Raw genomic sequence first — 16,888 nt, forward strand, 5'->3', positions numbered from 1 at the left:
ACCCGATTGAACGAAGCCCCGGAAGGAAGTGAATTTGGCGTCGAAGGCAAAGACTGCGGCAAAGCGGCCATCGAAGGCGGAACAGCGCGCCGAAATGATGGAGCAGATTCTCGACGTCGCCGAACTTCTGTTTTCGAAGCATGGCTTTCACGGTGTCACGCTGAAGGATGTCGCAAAGCAGGTTGGCGTGCACCACACGCTGCTGAACTATTATTTCGACGACAAGCAGACGCTGTTCGATGCCGTTTTCGCGCGCCGCGCCGTCGTTACGATCGATCGGCGGATGCAGGCGCTCGACGATTATGAGCGCGCCGCCGCCGGCAAGCCGACGGTCGAAGGTGCGCTGCACGCCTTTCTCGACACAGACCTCGACCTCTACATCCAGGGCGGCGAGGGGTGGAAGAATTACGGGGCCTTTGGTGCGCAGGCGTCGAACAGCCCCGAAGGCGCGGAATTCATGGACAAATATTTCGATCCCGTGGTCCTGCGGCTGATCGACATATTGAAAAAGGCGCTGCCCGACGCGGCCGAGGAAGATATTTTCTGGGGCTATCACTTCGTGACCGGCGCGCTGATGCTCACGCTCGCGCGGACCGGGCGTATCGACAAATTGTCGCACGGCCTGTGCCTGTCGGACGATTATGAAGCGGTAAAGCACCGGATGGCGCGCTTCATGGCGGCGGGTTTCCGCGAAATTTGCGAGCAGCGAAAGCGGGACAGGGGTTAAAGCCAGCGTGCGCTGCGTGTCTACCGCGGCTGACAGCGCACCAGCGTAAATTCACTCACAAGTGAGTTATGATTTGAAAGCGAGAGGGCGGCGATGAAGAAGGACTTGCAGGACCGGGTAGCGATCGTGACCGGGGCGGGCGGCGGGCTGGGCCGCGCCCACGCACTGATGCTGGCAGGCCATGGCGCGCGCGTTGTCGTCAACGATCGCGACGCCGCCGCCGCCGAAGCCGTGACGGGCGAGATCGTCGCATCGGGCGGGCAAGCGATCGCGGCGCCCGCTTCGGTTACCGACACCGCTGAGGTCGCGGCGATGGTCGATGATGTGACCGCGGCATGTGGCGGGATCGACATATTGATCAACAATGCCGGCATCCTGCGCGACAAGAGCTTTGCGAAGATGGACATCGACGATTTCCGTCTGGTCATCGACGTCCATCTGATGGGCGCCGCCATCTGTTCGAAGGCAGTGTGGGACCAGATGCGCGAGCGACGCTTCGGACGCATCGTGATGACGACCTCTTCGTCGGGGCTCTACGGCAATTTCGGCCAGGCCAATTACGGCGCTGCCAAGATGGCACTCGTCGGCCTGATGCAGACGCTCGCGCTCGAAGGCGAACGGCACAATATCCGGGTCAATTGTCTGGCGCCGACCGCTGCGACGGCGATGACCGACGGCGTACTCGCGCCGGAAGCGCTGGCGCGGCTGGCGCCCGAGGCGGTGAGCCCCGGGCTGCTCGCGCTGGTCGGCGATACCGCGCCGACGCGCGCCATCCTCTGTGCGGGGGCCGGGCATTTCGCGAGCGCGCATGTCACGCTGACCGACGGGCTGTTCGTGGGCCGCGGCGAGGATGCGGCCGCGCGCGTGGTTTCGGAATGGGACCGCATCACCGATCGCCGCGGCGAGGTCGTGCCGGCCTATGGCTTCACGCAGGCCGAGCGCGAACTGGCGAATGCGGGTTTCACGGCGCCGACGATGGCGGTGCAACGCTGACAATCCCCGGGGCGTGGCGGACGGGCCGGTCAAGAGCCCGCCGTCGCTGCCGGGATGAAGGGAGAAGGATATGACGACCGACAGCCAGGCCGCGCCCGAAGCGGGCAAGGGCCAGAATGAGAAGCTGGTGATCGCTGCTTCGTCGCTGGGGACAGTGTTCGAATGGTATGACTTCTATCTCTATGGCCTGCTCGCCACGGCGCTTTCGCATCACTTCTTTTCGGGGGTGAACGAAACGACGGGCTTCATCCTTGCGCTGATGGCGTTTGCTGCGGGGTTTGCGGTGCGGCCGTTCGGCGCGCTCGTGTTCGGCCGCGTCGGCGACATCGTCGGCCGCAAGAATACCTTCCTCGTCACCATGGCGATCATGGGACTGTCGACCTTCGCGGTCGGCTTTCTGCCCGGCTATGATACGATCGGGGTCGCGGCACCGATCATCCTGATGCTGCTGCGTCTGCTGCAGGGACTGGCGATCGGCGGCGAATATGGCGGCGCCGCCGTCTATATCGCCGAACATGCCCCGCCCGGAAAACGCGGCCTCTACACCAGCTTCATCCAGACGACGGCGATGATCGGGCTGATCCTGGCGTCGACCTTTGTCGTGTCGCTGCGATTGTTCATGGATGCCGATACCTTCAACGCCTGGGGCTGGCGGCTTCCCTTCATCTTTTCGATCGTGCTGCTGTCGGTCGCGCTGTGGATACGCCTGCAGCTTGAGGAAAGCCCGGTGTTCCAACGGATGAAGGCGGCCGGCGCGACGTCGAAGGCGCCGTTGAAAGAGGCCTTTGGCGAATGGCGCAATTTGAAGATCGTGCTCATTGCGCTGTTCGGGGCGGTGGCGGGGCAGGCGGTGATCGGCTTTGCCGCGCACCTCTATCCGCTCTTCTACCTCGAACGTATCGCGCGGGTGGACGGCGCGACCGCCAATTTCCTGGTCGCGACGGCGCTCCTCATCATCATTCCAAGTTTCGTCTTCTTCGGCTGGCTCAGTGACCGTATCGGCCGCAAACCGATCATGATGACCGCCTGCGTGATCGCGGTGTTCGTCTATTTTCCGCTCTACAAGGCGCTCGTTGTCGCCGCGAACCCTGCGATGGCCGCGGCGGTCGAGCGCGCGCCGGTCACGGTCGTGGCCGATGCCGGCGAATGCTCGTTCCAGTTCGACCCGATCGGCAAGAACAGCTTTGACCAATCGAGTTGCGACATCGCCAAATCCTATCTGGCAAAGAACGGCATCAACTATGCCAACCGCGATGCGCCGGCGGGAAGCGCCGCGTCGGTGCGCGTCGGCGACCGCGTGATCGCCGTCGCCGACCCGGTGGGGCTCGACAAGGATGCTCGGGCGGCGGTGGTCGCCGCCTTCGGGCGCGAGGCGAAAACGGCGCTCGATGCGGCGGGCTATCCCGACAAAGCCGATCCGGCGCAGGTCAACAAGACGAAGGTGATTCTGATCCTCTGCGTCTTCGGACTGCTCGCGACGATGGTCTATGGCCCGCTCGCCGCACTGCTCGTCGAGCTGTTCCCGGCGCGCATCCGTTACAGTTCGCTGTCGCTGCCCTATCACATCGGCAACGGCTGGATCGGCGGCTTCATGCCGACGATCGGCTTCGCGATGGTCGCGGCGACGGGCAATATCTATCAGGGGCTGTGGTATGCAGTCATCATTGCGGCGGTGACCGCGGTCGTCGGCATCCTGTTCCTGCCCGAAACCTACAAGCGCGACATCGAGGCATGAGCGGGGGCGATGCCATTGCGCGCCGTGCGCTGATCCAGGGGGCGGTCGGCGCCGCCGCCGCGCCGGTGCTGCTTGGCAACGCCCCGGCGTCGGCGCGGCGCAAGCCCGCGCCGAAGGGCTTTCTGTGGGGCGCGGCTATCTCGGCGCATCAGAGCGAAGGGAACAACACCAACAGCGACGCCTGGCTTGCCGAGAATATCGAACCGACGCTGTTCAAGGAGCGGTCGGGCGACGCGTGCGACAGCTATCACCGCTACGATCAGGATTTCGCGCTCGCGCAGCAATTGGGGCTGAACTGCTATCGGCTCGGTATCGAATGGGCGCGAATCGAGCCGAGCGAGGGGCATTTCTCGAACGCCGAACTCGACCATTATGCCCGGGTGCTGACTGCCTGCCGCGCGCGGGGGCTGGCCCCCGTCGTGACGCTGAGCCACTTCACCGTGCCGCTGTGGTTCGCGAAGCGTGGCGGGTTCGAGGTCGCCGACGCGCCGCAGCTCTTCGCGCGCTATTGCGCCAGGGTCGCCGAGCGGCTCGGCGGGCTGATGCATCTCGTCACCACCTTCAACGAAGCCAATATCGGCCTGCTCGTGTCGCTGTTCCCCCAGTCGGAAGCCGGTGCGGAGCTGCAACGGGCGGCGCAGGCGGCCGCGGTCGCCGCAACCGGATCGCCCAAATTCTCGCGCCTCGCCTTCGCCGATCCTGCGGTTACGACCCCGCTGATGCAGGAGGCGCATCGTCGGGCCTATGCGGCGATCAAGGCAGCGCGGCCCGAACTTCCGGTCGGCATCACGCTTACGACTCAGGATATCCAGTCGGCGGGCGCGCCGTCGCTCGTCGCCGATTATGAGCGGCGGCTCTACGGCAACTGGATCGATGTCGCCCGCGACCACGCCGACTTCTTCGGGGTGCAATGCTACACGCGGCTCGTCTTCGACGAAAAGGGCATGGTGCCGCCCCCGAAGGACGCCGAAAAGACGCTGTCGGGTTATGAATTTTATCCGCAGGCCTTGGCGAATACGATCCGCTGGGCGCACCGGACGATCGGCAAGCCCATCTATGTCACCGAAAGCGGGGTCGCCGTCGCCGACGATGCGCGCCGCGTGGCCTTCATCGATGCGGCGCTCGACGGCGTCCGCGCCTGTCTCGACGAAGGCATTGCCGTCCACAGCTATATCTACTGGTCGCTGCTCGACAATTTCGAATGGACGTCGGGCTATTCGGTGCCCTTCGGGCTGGCCGCGGTCGATCGCGACACTTTCGTCCGCGCCCCGCGACCCAGCGCGCATCACTTCGGCGCGATCGTACGCGCGAACCGGATCTAGAATCCTACACTATCTTGGCGCGGCCGCGGCAAGGAGCAGCTTCCGGAAGGCGGCGGTCGTCGCCGCGACCGCACCCGCATCGACGCAGCGCGCATCGTCGCCTTCGACATGATGGAAACGATGGACGCCGAAAATGCCTGCGACCGAGGTGTAGCCTGCGGCGATGATCGCGGTGAGTTCGCCGGCCGACAATTTGTCGCTGGGGTAAGGGCTTTCAAGTCCGGCAAAGCCCGCGAACAGGCGCCGCGCGGTCGCAAGGAGCGATGGGCTGACGACCAGATAGCGCTGCGAATCGGTACCAGCCAGCGGGGCGAGGCCGAACAGGCCTTCGTGCCAGTCACGCGCCGCGAGGTTGGCGCCAAGGTGGAGCCAGAAATGCGTCGCGTCGGGCTTGGGGGCCACCGCTTTCAGCGCCTCCTCGGCGCCCAGATTTTCATATTCATGGCCGCTGTTGCACAGGAAAGCGAGGTTGTGGTCGGGGAGCAGCGCCGGGATGCCGCGGGCCAGGTCCAGCCATGCGGCAATGCCGCCGCCGCGCTCGCCCGCACAGTCGGTCCAGCCCGAACGCGGCGTCGATACGACCACCCACTTCGCCTTGCCGCGGTCGAGGCGCCCGATGACATTGAAGGCGGCCCGCCGCCCGCCCTCGCCGGTCAGGCAAACAGTCGCCGCGGCATGGCGCATCGCTGCCTCCCAAAAAGGTGCGGCGTCGGCAGGCGCGAGCAGACCGACCGGACCCGCGAACATCGGCGCTCGGCCATCGGCATTGAGCGCGATGATCTTGCCCGTCGGCCCGTTGGTGACGATCACCGCCGCCCTGGCGCCCGCCGCGAAGGCGGTCTCGACGGGCGCGCGAATCGGTTTGGCGAGCGCCGACGACCAGCGGCCATAGGGCAGGTCGACGAGCGCGATCGCGCCTGCCAACGGCGCGTCGGCGCGGCCCTGCGCATCGACGCGCACCAGTGGCCCCGTCACGCCCCCGGCGGCGGTCGGTGTCAAGATCGGCTGCGGCATCAGCGCGGCGCGGGTGTCGCCGACGACCATGTCGCACGCTCCGGCGTCGAAATGGGGAACAGAGATGGCCGGCTTTTCAACCGCGTAGCCGGCGCGCGTGAGCTGATCGGCGAGCCAGTGGCCGCACGCATTGTCGCCGGCGCCGCCTGCGCGCTTGTTGCCGAAACCGATATAGGCGGCAAGGTCGCTCGCGATCGTGTCGGTCATCGCGGCGCCCGCGCTCGCGGCGCTGGCGGCGACGGGAAGGGCGGTCGCGGCGGTGATGAAATGGCGCCTCGTCGGATCGGTCATCGGCTCTCCCTTGCGGCTGTTCCCGCCGCTGTTTTCAGACCGCGGGACATTGTGACGCGGCGCCCGTGCCGGTCAATGCCGGCTGGCGGCTTGATATTCACTCACAAGTGAGCGTAGATACTCGGGTGGACGATGGCAAGCATCGCCGCCGGGAAGAGGAAATGCGCTGATGGGCCTGTCGCCGCTTGGAAAGATCGTCATCGGCCTGTGCGCCGTCCTTGGTCTGTCGGGGGCCGCACCCGCCCCCCGCGAAGCGCCGACGGCGACCGTCGGCGAAGGACGCGTCGCCGGCACATGGCAGGACAATGTGCGCATATTCCGCGGCTTGCCTTATGCCGCGCCGCCCGTGGGCGAGCGGCGGTGGCAGCCGCCCGAAGCGCCGCCATCCTGGTCGGGCCTGCGACAGGCGGCCGAGTTCGGACCCGACTGCGTCCAGCCCGCCTATCCCGCCGACAGCGTCTATTTCGAAGCGCCCCGCCCCCAGAGCGAGGATTGCCTGACGCTCAACATCTGGGCGCCGGCGGGGGCGAAGAAGGCGCCGGTGATCGTGTGGATTCACGGCGGGTCGCTGCAATTTGGCGGCAGCGCGAGCCTGATGTACGACGGACGCGAATTCGCCCGACGCGGGATCGTCTTCGTGTCGATCAACTATCGCCTCGGCGTCTTCGGCTGGTTTGCGCACCCGGGGCTAAGCGCCGAATCGCCTCAGAATGTCTCAGGCAACTACGGCCTGCTCGACCAGATGGCGGCGCTCCGCTGGGTGCAGCGCAATATTGCGGCCTTCGGCGGCGATCCTGCCAATGTGACTGCGATGGGAGAATCGGCCGGGGGGCTCAGCGTCTCCTATCTTCTCGCCAGCCCGCGAGCCCGCGGCTTGTTCGCCAAGGCGATCGTCCAGAGCACCAATATGCGCGCGATGCCGCGCCTGCGCGAAGCGGCGTTCGGTCTGCCATCCGCCGAAGCGAGCGGGCAGGCTTTGGGCGAAGCGCTGGGCGCTGCCGACATCGCCGCGCTGCGCGCCGTCGATCCCGATGCTTTGCTGGCGGCGGCGGTTCGCGCCCGTTTCCCCGCGCAGCCGGTCGTCGATGGCGTGGTCGTCCCCGACCAGCTCGTCAACATCCTCGACCGCAGCGCGCAGATGAAGGTGCCGCTGCTCGCCGGCTTCAACAGCGGCGAGTTGCGATCGCAGCGGCGGCTCGTGCCGGCCATACCGGGCGACCCGGCGGACTATGCGGCGGCGGCCGCGAAGCGTTACGGCGATCTCGCCGCCGCCTATCTCAAGCTGTATCCGGCGTCGGGCGGGACGGAGAGCATGCTCGCCGCGACGCGCGACACCATCTACGGATGGGCAACCGAACGTCTGGTCCGCGCGCAGACCGCGGCCGGAGCGCCGGCTTATCTTTACGTCTTCGATCATTGCTACCCGGCCGCCCGCGCGCGCGATCTTTGCGCCTTTCATGCGAGCGAGCTACCGTTCGTCTTCGGCATTGCCGGGCGTCCGGTCGCGGGGTCGCGCAACTGGCCTGCGGCGGAGGGACCGGCCGAGGTGCGGCTCGCGGAGCAGATGATCGACTATTGGACCAGCTTTGCCGCGACCGCAAAGCCGGTCGCGCCGTCGGCAGTCCGCTGGCGTCCCTACGGCGGCCAGGAATATGCCATGCGCTTCGCCGATCGTCCGCTACTCGAACGCAATCCCTTTCCCGGCACCTTCGAATTTCACGAAGACCGCATGCAGCGCCATCGTGCCGAAGGGCTGCAATGGTTCATACCCTAGCGCCATAGCCGAAGGGGGGGGCTGCGGCTCGCCCCTCGATCGAAGCGCCGATACAGGCACGCATCAGCCGCGCCAGTAGAACCACGCGGCCCACAGCCAGCCGGCGATCAGCAGGGTGCCGCCCACGGGCGTGACGGCGCCCAGCCAGCGCGGCCCGCCGAGCGCCATCGCATAGAGGGTGACGGCGAAAAGTCCGCCGCCGATCAGCAGCATGATCGCCGGGCCGCGTGCGGTCCCCATGATCGCGAGCGCCGCAACAGCGTGGACCAGTTGATACAGGCCGCCGGTGCGCAGCCAGTCGGCCTCCTGCGGTCCCGCCGCGCCATGCGCCCCGAAGGCCCCCGCCGCGACCGCCAGTGCCGCCGAAATCGCCGCGAACAGTCCGATCATCTCCGTCTCTCCTTTGCAGCCATAATCTTAGCGCGCCGAGCGCGCCGATGGAATAAGCCGCGCCGCGGGGGCGTAAACGGGGCATGAAGCATGATCTGGAATCGGGCCGGGTCGCGGGGCGTTCGCCCGCCGGCCGGCCGCTGCGCATCGCGCTCTTCTCGGGCAATTACGACTGCGTGCGCGACGGGGCCAATCGGGCGCTCAACCGCCTCGTCGCCTATCTGCTCGATCGCGCGGGCATGGCGGTCCGCATCTATTCGCCGACCGCGCCGACGAAGGCGTTCGAATCGGTCGGCGATATTGTCTCGGTGCGCTCTGCAAGCATCCCGGGGCGCCCCGAATATCGCCTCGCGCTTGGCTTCACGGGCGCTGCCCGCGCCGACCTTGAGGCATTTGCCCCGGATATCGTCCATCTCTCGGCGCCCGATATCTTGGGCCGCCAGGCGCAAAAATATGCGCGGGCCGCCGGCATTCCGGTAGTCGCGAGCCTCCACACGCGCTTCGAAACCTACCCCGAATATTATCATCTCGGCTTTCTGCGCCGGCCGATGGAGGCCTATCTGCGGCGCTTCTACGGCGATGCCGACCATATCCTTCTGCCGACGGCGCCGATCCTCGACGAATTCGCGGCGCTCTACGGCCGCGACAATGTGTCGATCTGGTCGCGCGGGGTCGACCGCACCGCCTTTCATCCCGCGCTGCGCAGCAACGCCTTTCGCGCCCGGCTCGGCTATGCACCCGGCGATGTGGTGCCGCTCTTCTTCGGGCGGCTCGTGCTCGAAAAGGGGCTCGGCGTCTTTGCCGACGCGATCGAGGCGCTCCGCGCGCGCGGCTATAATGTGCGCCCGATGATCGTCGGCGAAGGACCGGCGCGCGACTGGCTCGCGCGGCGACTGCCCAATGTCGCCTTCCTCGGCCATCTGGCCGGCGCCGACCTTGGCTGCGCGGTGGCGAGCGCCGACATATTGGTCAATCCCAGCGTGACCGAGGCTTTCGGCAACGTCAATCTGGAGGCGATGGCATCGGGGATCGGGGTGGTGTCGGCCGACGTTCCCAGCGCCTCGTCGCTGATCGTGCATGGCGGCACCGGCCTGCTGGTCCCGCCGCACTACGCCGCGGCCTATGCTGATGCGATCGCGCAGCTTATCGACGAACCCGCGCAGCTCGCGGTGCTGCGCCGCGCTGCTGCGGCGGCCGCGGACCGCTATTGCTGGGACGATATTCTCGCCGGGGTCGCGGCGCTCTATGGCCGGCTCGCCGGAACCGCTACTATCGCGGCGCTGGCGAGAGTCGCCTGAGGAGTTTCGATGCGCAAGGGCCGCGACGCCGACCCCGATATCGACGGCGATCTCGCCGCGATGCGGCGCTATGCGCGCGCGCTCGCGCGCGACGATCAGGATGCCGACGATGTGGTGCAGGATGCGCTGCTGCGCGCGATCGAACGGCGCGACACCTTTCGGGCCGAGGGCAACCGCCGGGGCTGGCTGCTCGCGATCGTCCACAATGTCTTCGTATCGGGCACGCGGCGCCGCGCGGCCGAGGCGCGGCGCAACGATCGTTTCGCCGATACGCTGGCGACGCAGGCCGACGCGGCTCAGGAACATCATGCGCGGCTGCGCGAGATTGCGCACAGTTTCGCCGCGCTTCCCGACCATCATCGCGCGGTGCTGCACCTGACCGCGGTCGAAGGCCTCAGCTATCAGCAATGCGCCGACCTTCTGGCCGTCCCGATCGGAACGGTGATGTCGCGCGTTGCGCGCGCGCGCGCGGCGCTCCGCGATCTCGAAAATGGACGCGAGGACACAGACGGACGGCGCCGCGCCGCGCCGCTGCGACTGGTTGGAGGACAGGATGACTGACGGGCCGAACGAAAGCGAACTCGCCGCCTATGTCGACGGGCAACTCGATGTCGAAGGGCGTTTCGCCGTCGAGGATCATCTGCGCCGTCACCCCGACCTCGCCGCACGCGTGATGGGCGATCTCGGCGCGCGCAGCGCCTTGCAGCTTCTGGCGCAGGACAAGCGCGCGATGCCCGCCGCGGTCGCGGCGCTCGGCCGCGATCTGGCAGAGCCGGTGCGGCGCTGGGGTCGCTGGATGTCGGTCGGCGGTACCTCGGTCGCCGCGGCGGTTGTCGCGCTGCTGTTCGTCGCAACCCAGGGACCGCCCGCCTACGTCGATTATGCGATCTCGTCGCACCGCATCGCGATGATGCGCGCCGGGCTCGATTCGCAGGCCGAAACGCCCCATTACGACGCGCGCGAGATTGCGAGTAGCACCAATATCGCGATCCCCAGCGTGCCGAAGAGCTGGAAGATCACCGACGTTCAGCTTTTCCCGACCGAGCGCGGCCCGGCCCTGCTCGTTGCGGTGCGCACCCAGGCGGGCGATCCGCTGTCGCTCTTTGCGCTGCACCAGCGTTCGGGGGCGCCCGAACGCCCCGACGCGGTGCGAGAAGGCGCGCAATCGGTGGCCTATTGGCGCCGCGGCGACATGTCCTATGCGCTGGTCGGCAATACCGGGCCGGGCGCGATCGACGCGACGGCGGAGAAGCTGGCGCGCAGCTGGTCCTGACAGTGATGCAAGCGGCGCGACATGTGTTCGAAAGATTGACAATTCAAGACCTTTTTGATCGATAAAATCGATCATGGCCGCGCGGATTTCCAATTTTCGCACTGCAACATAAATCGCTAGGGGAGGGCTCCACAAACAAAAGGAGGCTCTCCATGTCCGTGCTCAACACCACCATCAAGCCCTTTAACGCGACCGCGTACAAGGACGGCAAGTTCGTCGAAATCAGCGACGAAACCGTCAAGGGTAAGTGGGCCGTCTTCTTCTTCTATCCGGCCGACTTCACCTTCGTCTGCCCGACCGAGCTCGAAGACCTCGCCGACATCTATCCGACGCTGCAAAATATGGGTGTCGAAGTGTTCGCGGTGTCGACCGACACGCATTTCTGCCACAAGGCATGGCACGACACCTCGCCGGCGATCGGCAAGATCAATTACTATATGGTCGGCGACCAGAACCACAATCTGTCGAACAATTTCGAAGTTCTGCGCCAGGGCGTCGGCCTTGCCGACCGCGGCACCTTCGTGCTCGACCCGCAGGGTGAAATCCAGCTTCTGGAAATCACTCCCGAAGGCGTGGGCCGCAACGCCGCCGAACTGCTCCGCAAGATCAAGGCGCTGCAATATTGGGTCAGCCACCCCGGCGAAGTCTGCCCCGCAAAGTGGGAAGAAGGCGCCGAAACGCTCGCGCCCTCGCTCGACCTCGTCGGCAAGATCTAAGGTGTAATCGTCCGTGTGTCCCCGCGAAGGCGGGGACCCAGAGCGTTAGGTCGCTACACTTGCGCTCTACAGCGCTGGGCTCCCGCCTTCGCGGGAGCACACGGATTTTCTTTGAAACCAGGCAGGAACTCTCCCCATGCTCGACGCCAATATGAAGCAGCAGCTTCAGGGCCTCCTCACGAACCTTCGTGAACCGATCGAACTGCTCTCGTCGCTCGGCGACGATGCGAAGTCGGCCGAGCTGGCGGCGCTCCTCAACGATATCGCCGCGCTGTCGGACAAGGTCAGCGTGACGCGCACCGACGACGATGCGCGTCGGCCCAGCTTCCTGATCCGCCGCGCGAGCGACGCCCGTGTCGCGGTGCGCTTCGCGGGCATCCCGCTCGGCCATGAATTCACCTCGCTCGTTCTCGCGCTGCTCCAGGTCGGCGGCCACCCGCCGAAGGTGAGCGCCGAGGTGCTCGGGCAAGTGGCGGAGCTCGATGGCGACTTCCACTTCGAAACCTATTTCTCGCTGTCGTGCCAGAATTGCCCCGACATCGTGCAGGCATTGAACCTGATGAGCGTGGTCAACCCGCGCATCACCCACACCGCGATCGACGGCGGGCTGTTCCAGGCCGAGGTCGAGGAGCGCAAGATCATGGCCGTGCCGACGATCTTCCTGAATGGGCAGAATTTCGGTCAGGGCCGCATGGAGCTCGAACAGATCCTCGCCAAGCTCGACACCGGCGCCGAAGCGAAGGCGGCGGAAAAGATCGGCGCTAAGGAGGCGTTCGACGTGCTCGTCGTCGGCGGTGGCCCCGCGGGCGCCGCGGCTGCGATCTACGCGGCGCGCAAGGGTATCCGCACCGGCATCGCCACCGAACGCTTCGGCGGTCAGGTGCTCGACACCATGGCAATCGAGAATTTCATCTCGGTCCAGCACACCGAAGGGCCGAAGCTCGTTGCGCAGCTCGAGAGCCACGTCAAAGATTATGACGTCGACATCATGAACCTGCAGCGCGCCGAGAAACTGATCCCGGCGAAGGCCGAAGGGGGCCTGCACGAAATCGTGCTGGCGAACGCCGCGTCGCTCAAGGCGCGCACCGTTATCCTCTCGACCGGCGCGCGCTGGCGCCAGCTCGGCGTGCCGGGCGAGGATGCCTATCGCAACAAGGGCGTCGCCTATTGCCCGCACTGCGACGGCCCGCTCTACCAGGGCAAGCGCGTCGCGGTGATCGGCGGCGGCAATTCGGGCGTCGAGGCGGCGATCGATCTTGCCGGCATCGTCGCGCACGTCACGCTGATCGAATATGACAGCCAGCTCCGCGCCGACGCCGTCCTCCAGCGCAAGCTCGCGAGCCTGCCCAATGTCCGGATCATTACCTCGGCGCTGACCACCGAAGTGCTCGGCGACGGCGAAAAGGTGACCGGGCTTGCCTATAAGGACCGCAATTCGGACGCGCCGCACCAGGTCGAACTCGAAGGCATCTTCGTTCAGATCGGCCTCGTGCCGAACACCGAATGGCTCAAGGACAGCGTTACCCTGTCGCGCCACGGCGAAATCGAGGTCGACCATCGCGGCGAGACGAGCCAGCGCGGCATCTTCGCCGCGGGCGATTGCACGACCGTGCCCTACAAGCAGATCGTTATCGCGATGGGCGAAGGATCTAAGGCGGCGCTGTCGGCCTTCGATTACATGATCCGCCTGCCCGCGGATGTGGACGTCGAAGCGGCGTGAGCGCCATATTTTCGTCATGCCGGACTTGATCCGGCATCCATTCGCGGCGCAAACTCGCATGGACCCCGGACCAGGTCCGGGGTGACGAGAGAAGAATGACCGACAAGAAGAAGCCGCCCGCACCGATTCCGCTCTGCCGTTTCGAGGAACTGGCCGAGCGCGAGAACAGGCTGCGCGAGCAAGCGGCACGCAAGGCCGCAAAGCCGACGCGCAAACCGCGCTAGCCGGCCGTCATCGCAAAGCGCCGCGGCGGCACGCCCACCGCGCGCGCAAAGGCGGTGCTGAACGCGCTCGCCGACCCATAGCCCACACGCTCGGCGATTTCGTCGATCTTGCCCGCGCGGCGGCGCAACATGTCCTTGGCCAGGCTCATGCGCCAGCTTTGCACATATTCCATCGGCGGCACGCCGACGGTGCGCGCGAAACGGTCGAAAAAGGCCGATCGCGACAGCGCCGCTTCCTGCGCAAGCGCCGCGACCGTCCAGGCGTGCGCGGGGGCATCGTGGATGCAGCGGATCGCGCTCGCCAGCCGCGGGTCGCCTAGGCCGCGCAGCATCCCCGGCGGCGCCTCGTCACCGCCCGCGGCCCGCAGCGCCTCGACCAGCAGTATCTCGACCAGCCGCGCGAGCACCAGATCGCGCCCCGGCCTGTCGCCGCCCGCTTCGCTGCGCACCATCTGCACTAGCGCCGCCAGCCGCTCGGCCCCGTGCAAATGGATCAGGGCGGGAAGCTGCGATACCAGCAGGCCGGCGTCGGGCGAAGCAAAGGCGAAATAGCCGCCGAGCATCCGGACGTCGGGCTCACCGTCGGGCTCGCCATGCCGCATATCGCCCGAAAAGGCGGTGGTGTCATGGGGATCGATCGTGACCGGATCGCACGTAGCCCCTGCGTCGATGGCCGAAATGGTAAAGCCGGGCGTCTCAGGCAACAGCACGAAATCGCCGGCAATCAGCGTGACCGGATCGGCGCCATCGACCGTCAGTCGGCAGTGACCTTGCAGCACCGTGCAAAAGCTCGGGTCGCCGAAGGATGAATAGCGCACCGCCCACTGCCCGCGTCCGCCAATCCCTTTCGCGAAGACCGTGCTGGGGCGCAGCAGCGCGATGAGATCGGAGAGCGGATCGGCCATATCAGGACTATTGGTAAAGAAATGCGGATTTTACATTATAGATAGTATCTCTTCTGCTGACTAGATCCTTTCCATCACCCTGATGAAAGGAAGAATGATGAAACGGATTCTGATCACCGGCTGCTCGTCGGGCTATGGCCTCGAAACCGCGCGCCATTTTCATGCTGGCGGCTGGACCGTGATCGCGACGATGCGCAACCCGGCCGCCGCGCCGCTCGAACCTTCGGCGCGGCTTCGCCTGCTGCCGCTCGATGTGACCGATGACGACAGCATCGCCGCCGCCATCGCCGCCGCCGGGCCGAGCGACGTTCTGGTCAACAATGCGGGGATCGGCCTGTTCGGCGCGCTCGAACATGCGCCGCTGCGGCGCATCCGCGACGTCTATGCCACCAACAGCCTCGGCACTATCGCCATGACGCAGGCGGTGATCCCGCAGATGCGCGAACGCCGGTCGGGAACGATCGTCAACGTCACTTCGTCGGCGACGCTTGCCTCCTTCCCTTATGCAGCCGCCTATACGGGCAGCAAGACCGCGATCCAGGGTTTCACCGGCAGCCTCGCGCACGAACTCGAACCGCTGGGTATCGGGGTGAAACTCGTCGAGCCGGGCTATGGTCCGACCACCGCCTTTAGCGCGAACACCGATGTCGCGCTCGCCGACGTGCTGCCCGAACCCTATGGCAACCATGCCGCGCCGATCCTTGCGGGCATGGCGCAACCCGCGCTCTTCACGACCGAGGCCGACGTCGCGGCGGCGGTGTGGGACGCGGTGCACGACCAGACGGGACGCAGCCATTTTCCGGCGGGCGCCGATGCGCTGGCGATCGCCGCGGCGGCATAGGCGGGCGGGCGATTACTCGGGCAGCGCGGGCTTGACGGCGATGCCGTCCAGAAAGGCGTCGAGCCGCTTGATGTCCTCGGCGGTGAAATGCAGCCCCAGCTTGCTGCGCCGACACAATATGTCGTCGCTCGTCTGCGCCCATTCGCGGTCGATCATCCAACGGATTTCGGCGGCCGACAGTCCGTGCGCGATCTCGCCTCCCAGATCGTCCCAGCTTTGGGCTGTGCCGAGCCATGCCCGCGCGTCGGTGCCATACGCCTTGACGATGCGGTCGACCGTCGCGGCGGAGAGGAAGGGGTGGGCTAGCCGATAGTCGGCCTTCAGCGTCGCCGCGCCGTCGGTCCGAAAATCGCCGCCGGGCAGCGGCGCGCTGGCGGTCCAGCGCGCGCCGGTCAGCGCGGCGACATGCGCCGCCAGATCGTCGATCGCATGTTCGGCGACATGGCGATAGCTGGTGATCTTGCCGCCATAGATGGTGAGCAGCGGCGCGCCTTCCTCCATGTCGAGGTCGATGCGGTATCCGCGCGTTGCCGCCTCGGGCTTGCCCGATCCGTCCTCGACCAGCGGCCGCACCCCCGAATAGGTCCACACGACATCGTCGGGGCCGATCTGCGCGGCGAAATACTGGTTCGCTCCCTCGCACAGATAGGCGATTTCCTCGGCACTTGCATGCACGTCGGCCAGCGATCCCTCATGATCCTGGTCGGTCGTCCCGATCAGCGTGAAATCGCGCTCATAGGGGATGGCGAAAAAGATGCGGCCGTCGGGAAGCTGGAAGAAATAGGCGAAATCATGGTCGAACAGCTTGCGCACCACGATGTGCGATCCGCGCACCAGCCGCATCTGATAATCGGGCGGCGCGGCGGCGCGGCGCAGCAGATCAAGCACGGCGGGGCCGGCGGCATTGACAAGGCTGCGGCCGGTAAAGCGATAGGCTTGGCCGTTCGCGCCCGTCGCCTCGACCACCCATAGCCCGTCCTCGACCCGCATCAGGTCGGCGCGGGTGCGCGTCTTGATCCGCGCCCCGCGGTCGGCGGCGTCGCGCGCGTTCAGCATCACCAGCCGCGCATCGTCGACCCAGCCATCCGAATATTCGAAACCCTTGGCATATTGCGGCTGCAGCGGCGCGCCCGCCGGATGCCGCGCCAGGTCGATCGACCGCGTTGGCGGCAATTTCCGGCGCCCGCCGATATGGTCGTAGAGAAACAGGCCGAGCCGCAGCAGCCAGCGCGGCCGCAGCCCGTCGCGATAGGGGAGGACAAAGCGCATCGGCCAGATGATGTGCGGTGCGATGCCCCACAATATCTCGCGCTCGGCCAGCGCTTCGCGCACCAGGCCGAATTCATAATGCTCCAGATAGCGCAGCCCGCCGTGGATCAGCTTGGTCGAGGCCGAGGAGGTGCCCTGCGCCAGATCGCCCTGTTCGATCAGCAGCACGCGCGCGCCGCGCCCCGCGGCATCGCGCGCGACGCCGGCCCCATTGACGCCGCCGCCAATCACGATGACATCATAGGGGATGGGCGCGTCGGTCATGGCGCGTTCCTATGCCAGATGCGGGCGGCTTGCCAATGGCGATGCAAAGCTATGCGGCTTACGTATGCGCGTTGCAATCGCCAGGGGCTTTCGCCAGCGTCCCTGTCCGTTATCCAAGGGGATATTTGTGAG

The 16,888-nt window shown here is 66.4% G+C and carries 16 protein-coding genes; 12 read left to right on the top strand and 4 right to left on the bottom strand.

Annotated elements, in window-relative coordinates; genetic code table 11:
* Positions 1 to 28: 28 nt before the first annotated feature.
* From P1IM2_RS15200 to P1IM2_RS15215, 4 genes are all read left to right on the top strand, one after another.
* Complete coding sequence (locus P1IM2_RS15200) at positions 29 to 727, top strand: TetR/AcrR family transcriptional regulator (RefSeq protein ID WP_234178523.1); 699 nt, start codon at positions 29 to 31, stop codon at positions 725 to 727.
* A 93-nt stretch (positions 728 to 820) separates the two neighbouring features.
* On the top strand, positions 821 to 1,720 hold the full coding sequence (locus P1IM2_RS15205) for an SDR family NAD(P)-dependent oxidoreductase (RefSeq protein ID WP_062900788.1): 900 nt from the start codon (positions 821 to 823) through the stop codon (positions 1,718 to 1,720).
* A gap of 70 nt (positions 1,721 to 1,790) precedes the next feature.
* Positions 1,791 to 3,455 carry an MFS transporter gene (locus tag P1IM2_RS15210; protein WP_062900787.1) on the top strand — a complete coding sequence of 555 codons (1,665 nt, stop codon included), beginning with the start codon at positions 1,791 to 1,793 and terminating at the stop codon, positions 3,453 to 3,455.
* A complete protein-coding gene (locus P1IM2_RS15215; RefSeq protein WP_062900786.1) occupies positions 3,452 to 4,777 on the top strand; it encodes a glycoside hydrolase family 1 protein in 1,326 nt (441 codons plus the stop codon). Before P1IM2_RS15210 ends, P1IM2_RS15215 begins: the two co-directional genes overlap by 4 nt.
* A gap of 9 nt (positions 4,778 to 4,786) precedes the next feature.
* Here the strand turns inward: P1IM2_RS15215 and P1IM2_RS15220 are convergent, their stop codons facing one another.
* Complete coding sequence (locus P1IM2_RS15220; protein WP_062900785.1) at positions 4,787 to 6,082, bottom strand: PA domain-containing protein; 1,296 nt, start codon at positions 6,080 to 6,082, stop codon at positions 4,787 to 4,789.
* Between the two features lie 169 nt (positions 6,083 to 6,251).
* Between P1IM2_RS15220 and P1IM2_RS15225 the strand changes: the two genes are divergently transcribed.
* Positions 6,252 to 7,856 carry a carboxylesterase/lipase family protein gene (locus tag P1IM2_RS15225; RefSeq protein ID WP_186402961.1) on the top strand — a complete coding sequence of 535 codons (1,605 nt, stop codon included), beginning with the start codon at positions 6,252 to 6,254 and terminating at the stop codon, positions 7,854 to 7,856.
* Between the two features lie 63 nt (positions 7,857 to 7,919).
* Here P1IM2_RS15225 and P1IM2_RS15230 read toward each other — a convergent pair whose 3' ends face one another.
* The gene (locus tag P1IM2_RS15230) at positions 7,920 to 8,246 is read right to left on the bottom strand and encodes a DUF423 domain-containing protein (RefSeq protein WP_062900783.1); all 327 of its coding nucleotides are present in this window, start codon (positions 8,244 to 8,246) and stop codon (positions 7,920 to 7,922) included.
* Between the two features lie 83 nt (positions 8,247 to 8,329).
* Here P1IM2_RS15230 and P1IM2_RS15235 point away from each other — a divergent pair, with 83 nt between their 5' ends.
* The 6 genes from P1IM2_RS15235 to P1IM2_RS18980 all read left to right on the top strand — a co-directional run bounded on the left by P1IM2_RS15235 (position 8,330) and on the right by P1IM2_RS18980 (position 13,477).
* Positions 8,330 to 9,544 (top strand): glycosyltransferase family 1 protein, encoded by a 1,215-nt coding sequence (locus P1IM2_RS15235; RefSeq protein ID WP_186402962.1) that lies wholly within the window; start codon positions 8,330 to 8,332, stop codon positions 9,542 to 9,544.
* A gap of 9 nt (positions 9,545 to 9,553) precedes the next feature.
* The gene (locus tag P1IM2_RS15240; RefSeq protein ID WP_062900781.1) at positions 9,554 to 10,105 is read left to right on the top strand and encodes a sigma-70 family RNA polymerase sigma factor; all 552 of its coding nucleotides are present in this window, start codon (positions 9,554 to 9,556) and stop codon (positions 10,103 to 10,105) included.
* Positions 10,098 to 10,817 carry an anti-sigma factor family protein gene (locus P1IM2_RS15245; protein ID WP_062900780.1) on the top strand — a complete coding sequence of 240 codons (720 nt, stop codon included), beginning with the start codon at positions 10,098 to 10,100 and terminating at the stop codon, positions 10,815 to 10,817. Before P1IM2_RS15240 ends, P1IM2_RS15245 begins: the two co-directional genes overlap by 8 nt.
* A gap of 152 nt (positions 10,818 to 10,969) precedes the next feature.
* A complete protein-coding gene (gene ahpC / locus P1IM2_RS15250; protein WP_062769850.1) occupies positions 10,970 to 11,533 on the top strand; it encodes an alkyl hydroperoxide reductase subunit C in 564 nt (187 codons plus the stop codon).
* Between the two features lie 136 nt (positions 11,534 to 11,669).
* Positions 11,670 to 13,253, top strand: a complete 1,584-nt coding sequence (gene ahpF, locus P1IM2_RS15255; protein WP_062900779.1) for an alkyl hydroperoxide reductase subunit F — start codon at positions 11,670 to 11,672, stop codon at positions 13,251 to 13,253.
* 95 nt (positions 13,254 to 13,348) lie between these two features.
* Positions 13,349 to 13,477: a hypothetical protein gene (locus P1IM2_RS18980; protein WP_260834170.1), complete on the top strand. Its 129-nt coding sequence runs from the start codon at positions 13,349 to 13,351 to the stop codon at positions 13,475 to 13,477.
* Here P1IM2_RS18980 and P1IM2_RS15260 read toward each other — a convergent pair.
* Positions 13,474 to 14,382: an AraC family transcriptional regulator gene (locus tag P1IM2_RS15260; protein ID WP_062900778.1), complete on the bottom strand. Its 909-nt coding sequence runs from the start codon at positions 14,380 to 14,382 to the stop codon at positions 13,474 to 13,476. The genes P1IM2_RS18980 and P1IM2_RS15260 overlap by 4 nt on opposite strands.
* A gap of 94 nt (positions 14,383 to 14,476) precedes the next feature.
* Between P1IM2_RS15260 and P1IM2_RS15265 the strand changes: the two genes are divergently transcribed.
* Positions 14,477 to 15,223 (top strand): SDR family NAD(P)-dependent oxidoreductase, encoded by a 747-nt coding sequence (locus P1IM2_RS15265; RefSeq protein ID WP_222103032.1) that lies wholly within the window; start codon positions 14,477 to 14,479, stop codon positions 15,221 to 15,223.
* A gap of 12 nt (positions 15,224 to 15,235) precedes the next feature.
* Here P1IM2_RS15265 and P1IM2_RS15270 read toward each other — a convergent pair whose 3' ends face one another.
* Positions 15,236 to 16,756 carry a glycerol-3-phosphate dehydrogenase gene (locus P1IM2_RS15270; protein ID WP_186402963.1) on the bottom strand — a complete coding sequence of 507 codons (1,521 nt, stop codon included), beginning with the start codon at positions 16,754 to 16,756 and terminating at the stop codon, positions 15,236 to 15,238.
* Positions 16,757 to 16,888: the final 132 nt, after the last annotated feature.

Source organism: Sphingopyxis sp. P1IMeth2 (assembly GCF_900185685.1).
In the GTDB taxonomy this organism is placed as follows: Bacteria; Pseudomonadota; Alphaproteobacteria; order Sphingomonadales; family Sphingomonadaceae; genus Sphingopyxis; species Sphingopyxis terrae_A.

What these genes read in the sequence shown, in the direction of transcription:
- ahpF (WP_062900779.1), top strand. Translation starts at nt 11,670, where the DNA reads ATGCTCGACGCCAATATGAAGCAGCAGCTTCAGGGCCTCCTCACGAAC.
- P1IM2_RS15210 (WP_062900787.1), top strand. Translation starts at nt 1,791, where the DNA reads ATGACGACCGACAGCCAGGCCGCGCCCGAAGCGGGCAAGGGCCAGAAT.
- P1IM2_RS15240 (WP_062900781.1), top strand. Translation starts at nt 9,554, where the DNA reads ATGCGCAAGGGCCGCGACGCCGACCCCGATATCGACGGCGATCTCGCC.
- P1IM2_RS15205 (WP_062900788.1), top strand. Translation starts at nt 821, where the DNA reads ATGAAGAAGGACTTGCAGGACCGGGTAGCGATCGTGACCGGGGCGGGC.
- ahpC (WP_062769850.1), top strand. Translation starts at nt 10,970, where the DNA reads ATGTCCGTGCTCAACACCACCATCAAGCCCTTTAACGCGACCGCGTAC.
- P1IM2_RS15260 (WP_062900778.1), bottom strand. Translation starts at nt 14,382, where the DNA reads ATGGCCGATCCGCTCTCCGATCTCATCGCGCTGCTGCGCCCCAGCACG.
- P1IM2_RS15225 (WP_186402961.1), top strand. Translation starts at nt 6,252, where the DNA reads ATGGGCCTGTCGCCGCTTGGAAAGATCGTCATCGGCCTGTGCGCCGTC.
- P1IM2_RS15270 (WP_186402963.1), bottom strand. Translation starts at nt 16,756, where the DNA reads ATGACCGACGCGCCCATCCCCTATGATGTCATCGTGATTGGCGGCGGC.
- P1IM2_RS15235 (WP_186402962.1), top strand. Translation starts at nt 8,330, where the DNA reads ATGAAGCATGATCTGGAATCGGGCCGGGTCGCGGGGCGTTCGCCCGCC.
- P1IM2_RS15220 (WP_062900785.1), bottom strand. Translation starts at nt 6,082, where the DNA reads ATGACCGATCCGACGAGGCGCCATTTCATCACCGCCGCGACCGCCCTT.
- P1IM2_RS15265 (WP_222103032.1), top strand. Translation starts at nt 14,477, where the DNA reads ATGATGAAACGGATTCTGATCACCGGCTGCTCGTCGGGCTATGGCCTC.
- P1IM2_RS15230 (WP_062900783.1), bottom strand. Translation starts at nt 8,246, where the DNA reads ATGATCGGACTGTTCGCGGCGATTTCGGCGGCACTGGCGGTCGCGGCG.
- P1IM2_RS15245 (WP_062900780.1), top strand. Translation starts at nt 10,098, where the DNA reads ATGACTGACGGGCCGAACGAAAGCGAACTCGCCGCCTATGTCGACGGG.
- P1IM2_RS18980 (WP_260834170.1), top strand. Translation starts at nt 13,349, where the DNA reads ATGACCGACAAGAAGAAGCCGCCCGCACCGATTCCGCTCTGCCGTTTC.
- P1IM2_RS15215 (WP_062900786.1), top strand. Translation starts at nt 3,452, where the DNA reads ATGAGCGGGGGCGATGCCATTGCGCGCCGTGCGCTGATCCAGGGGGCG.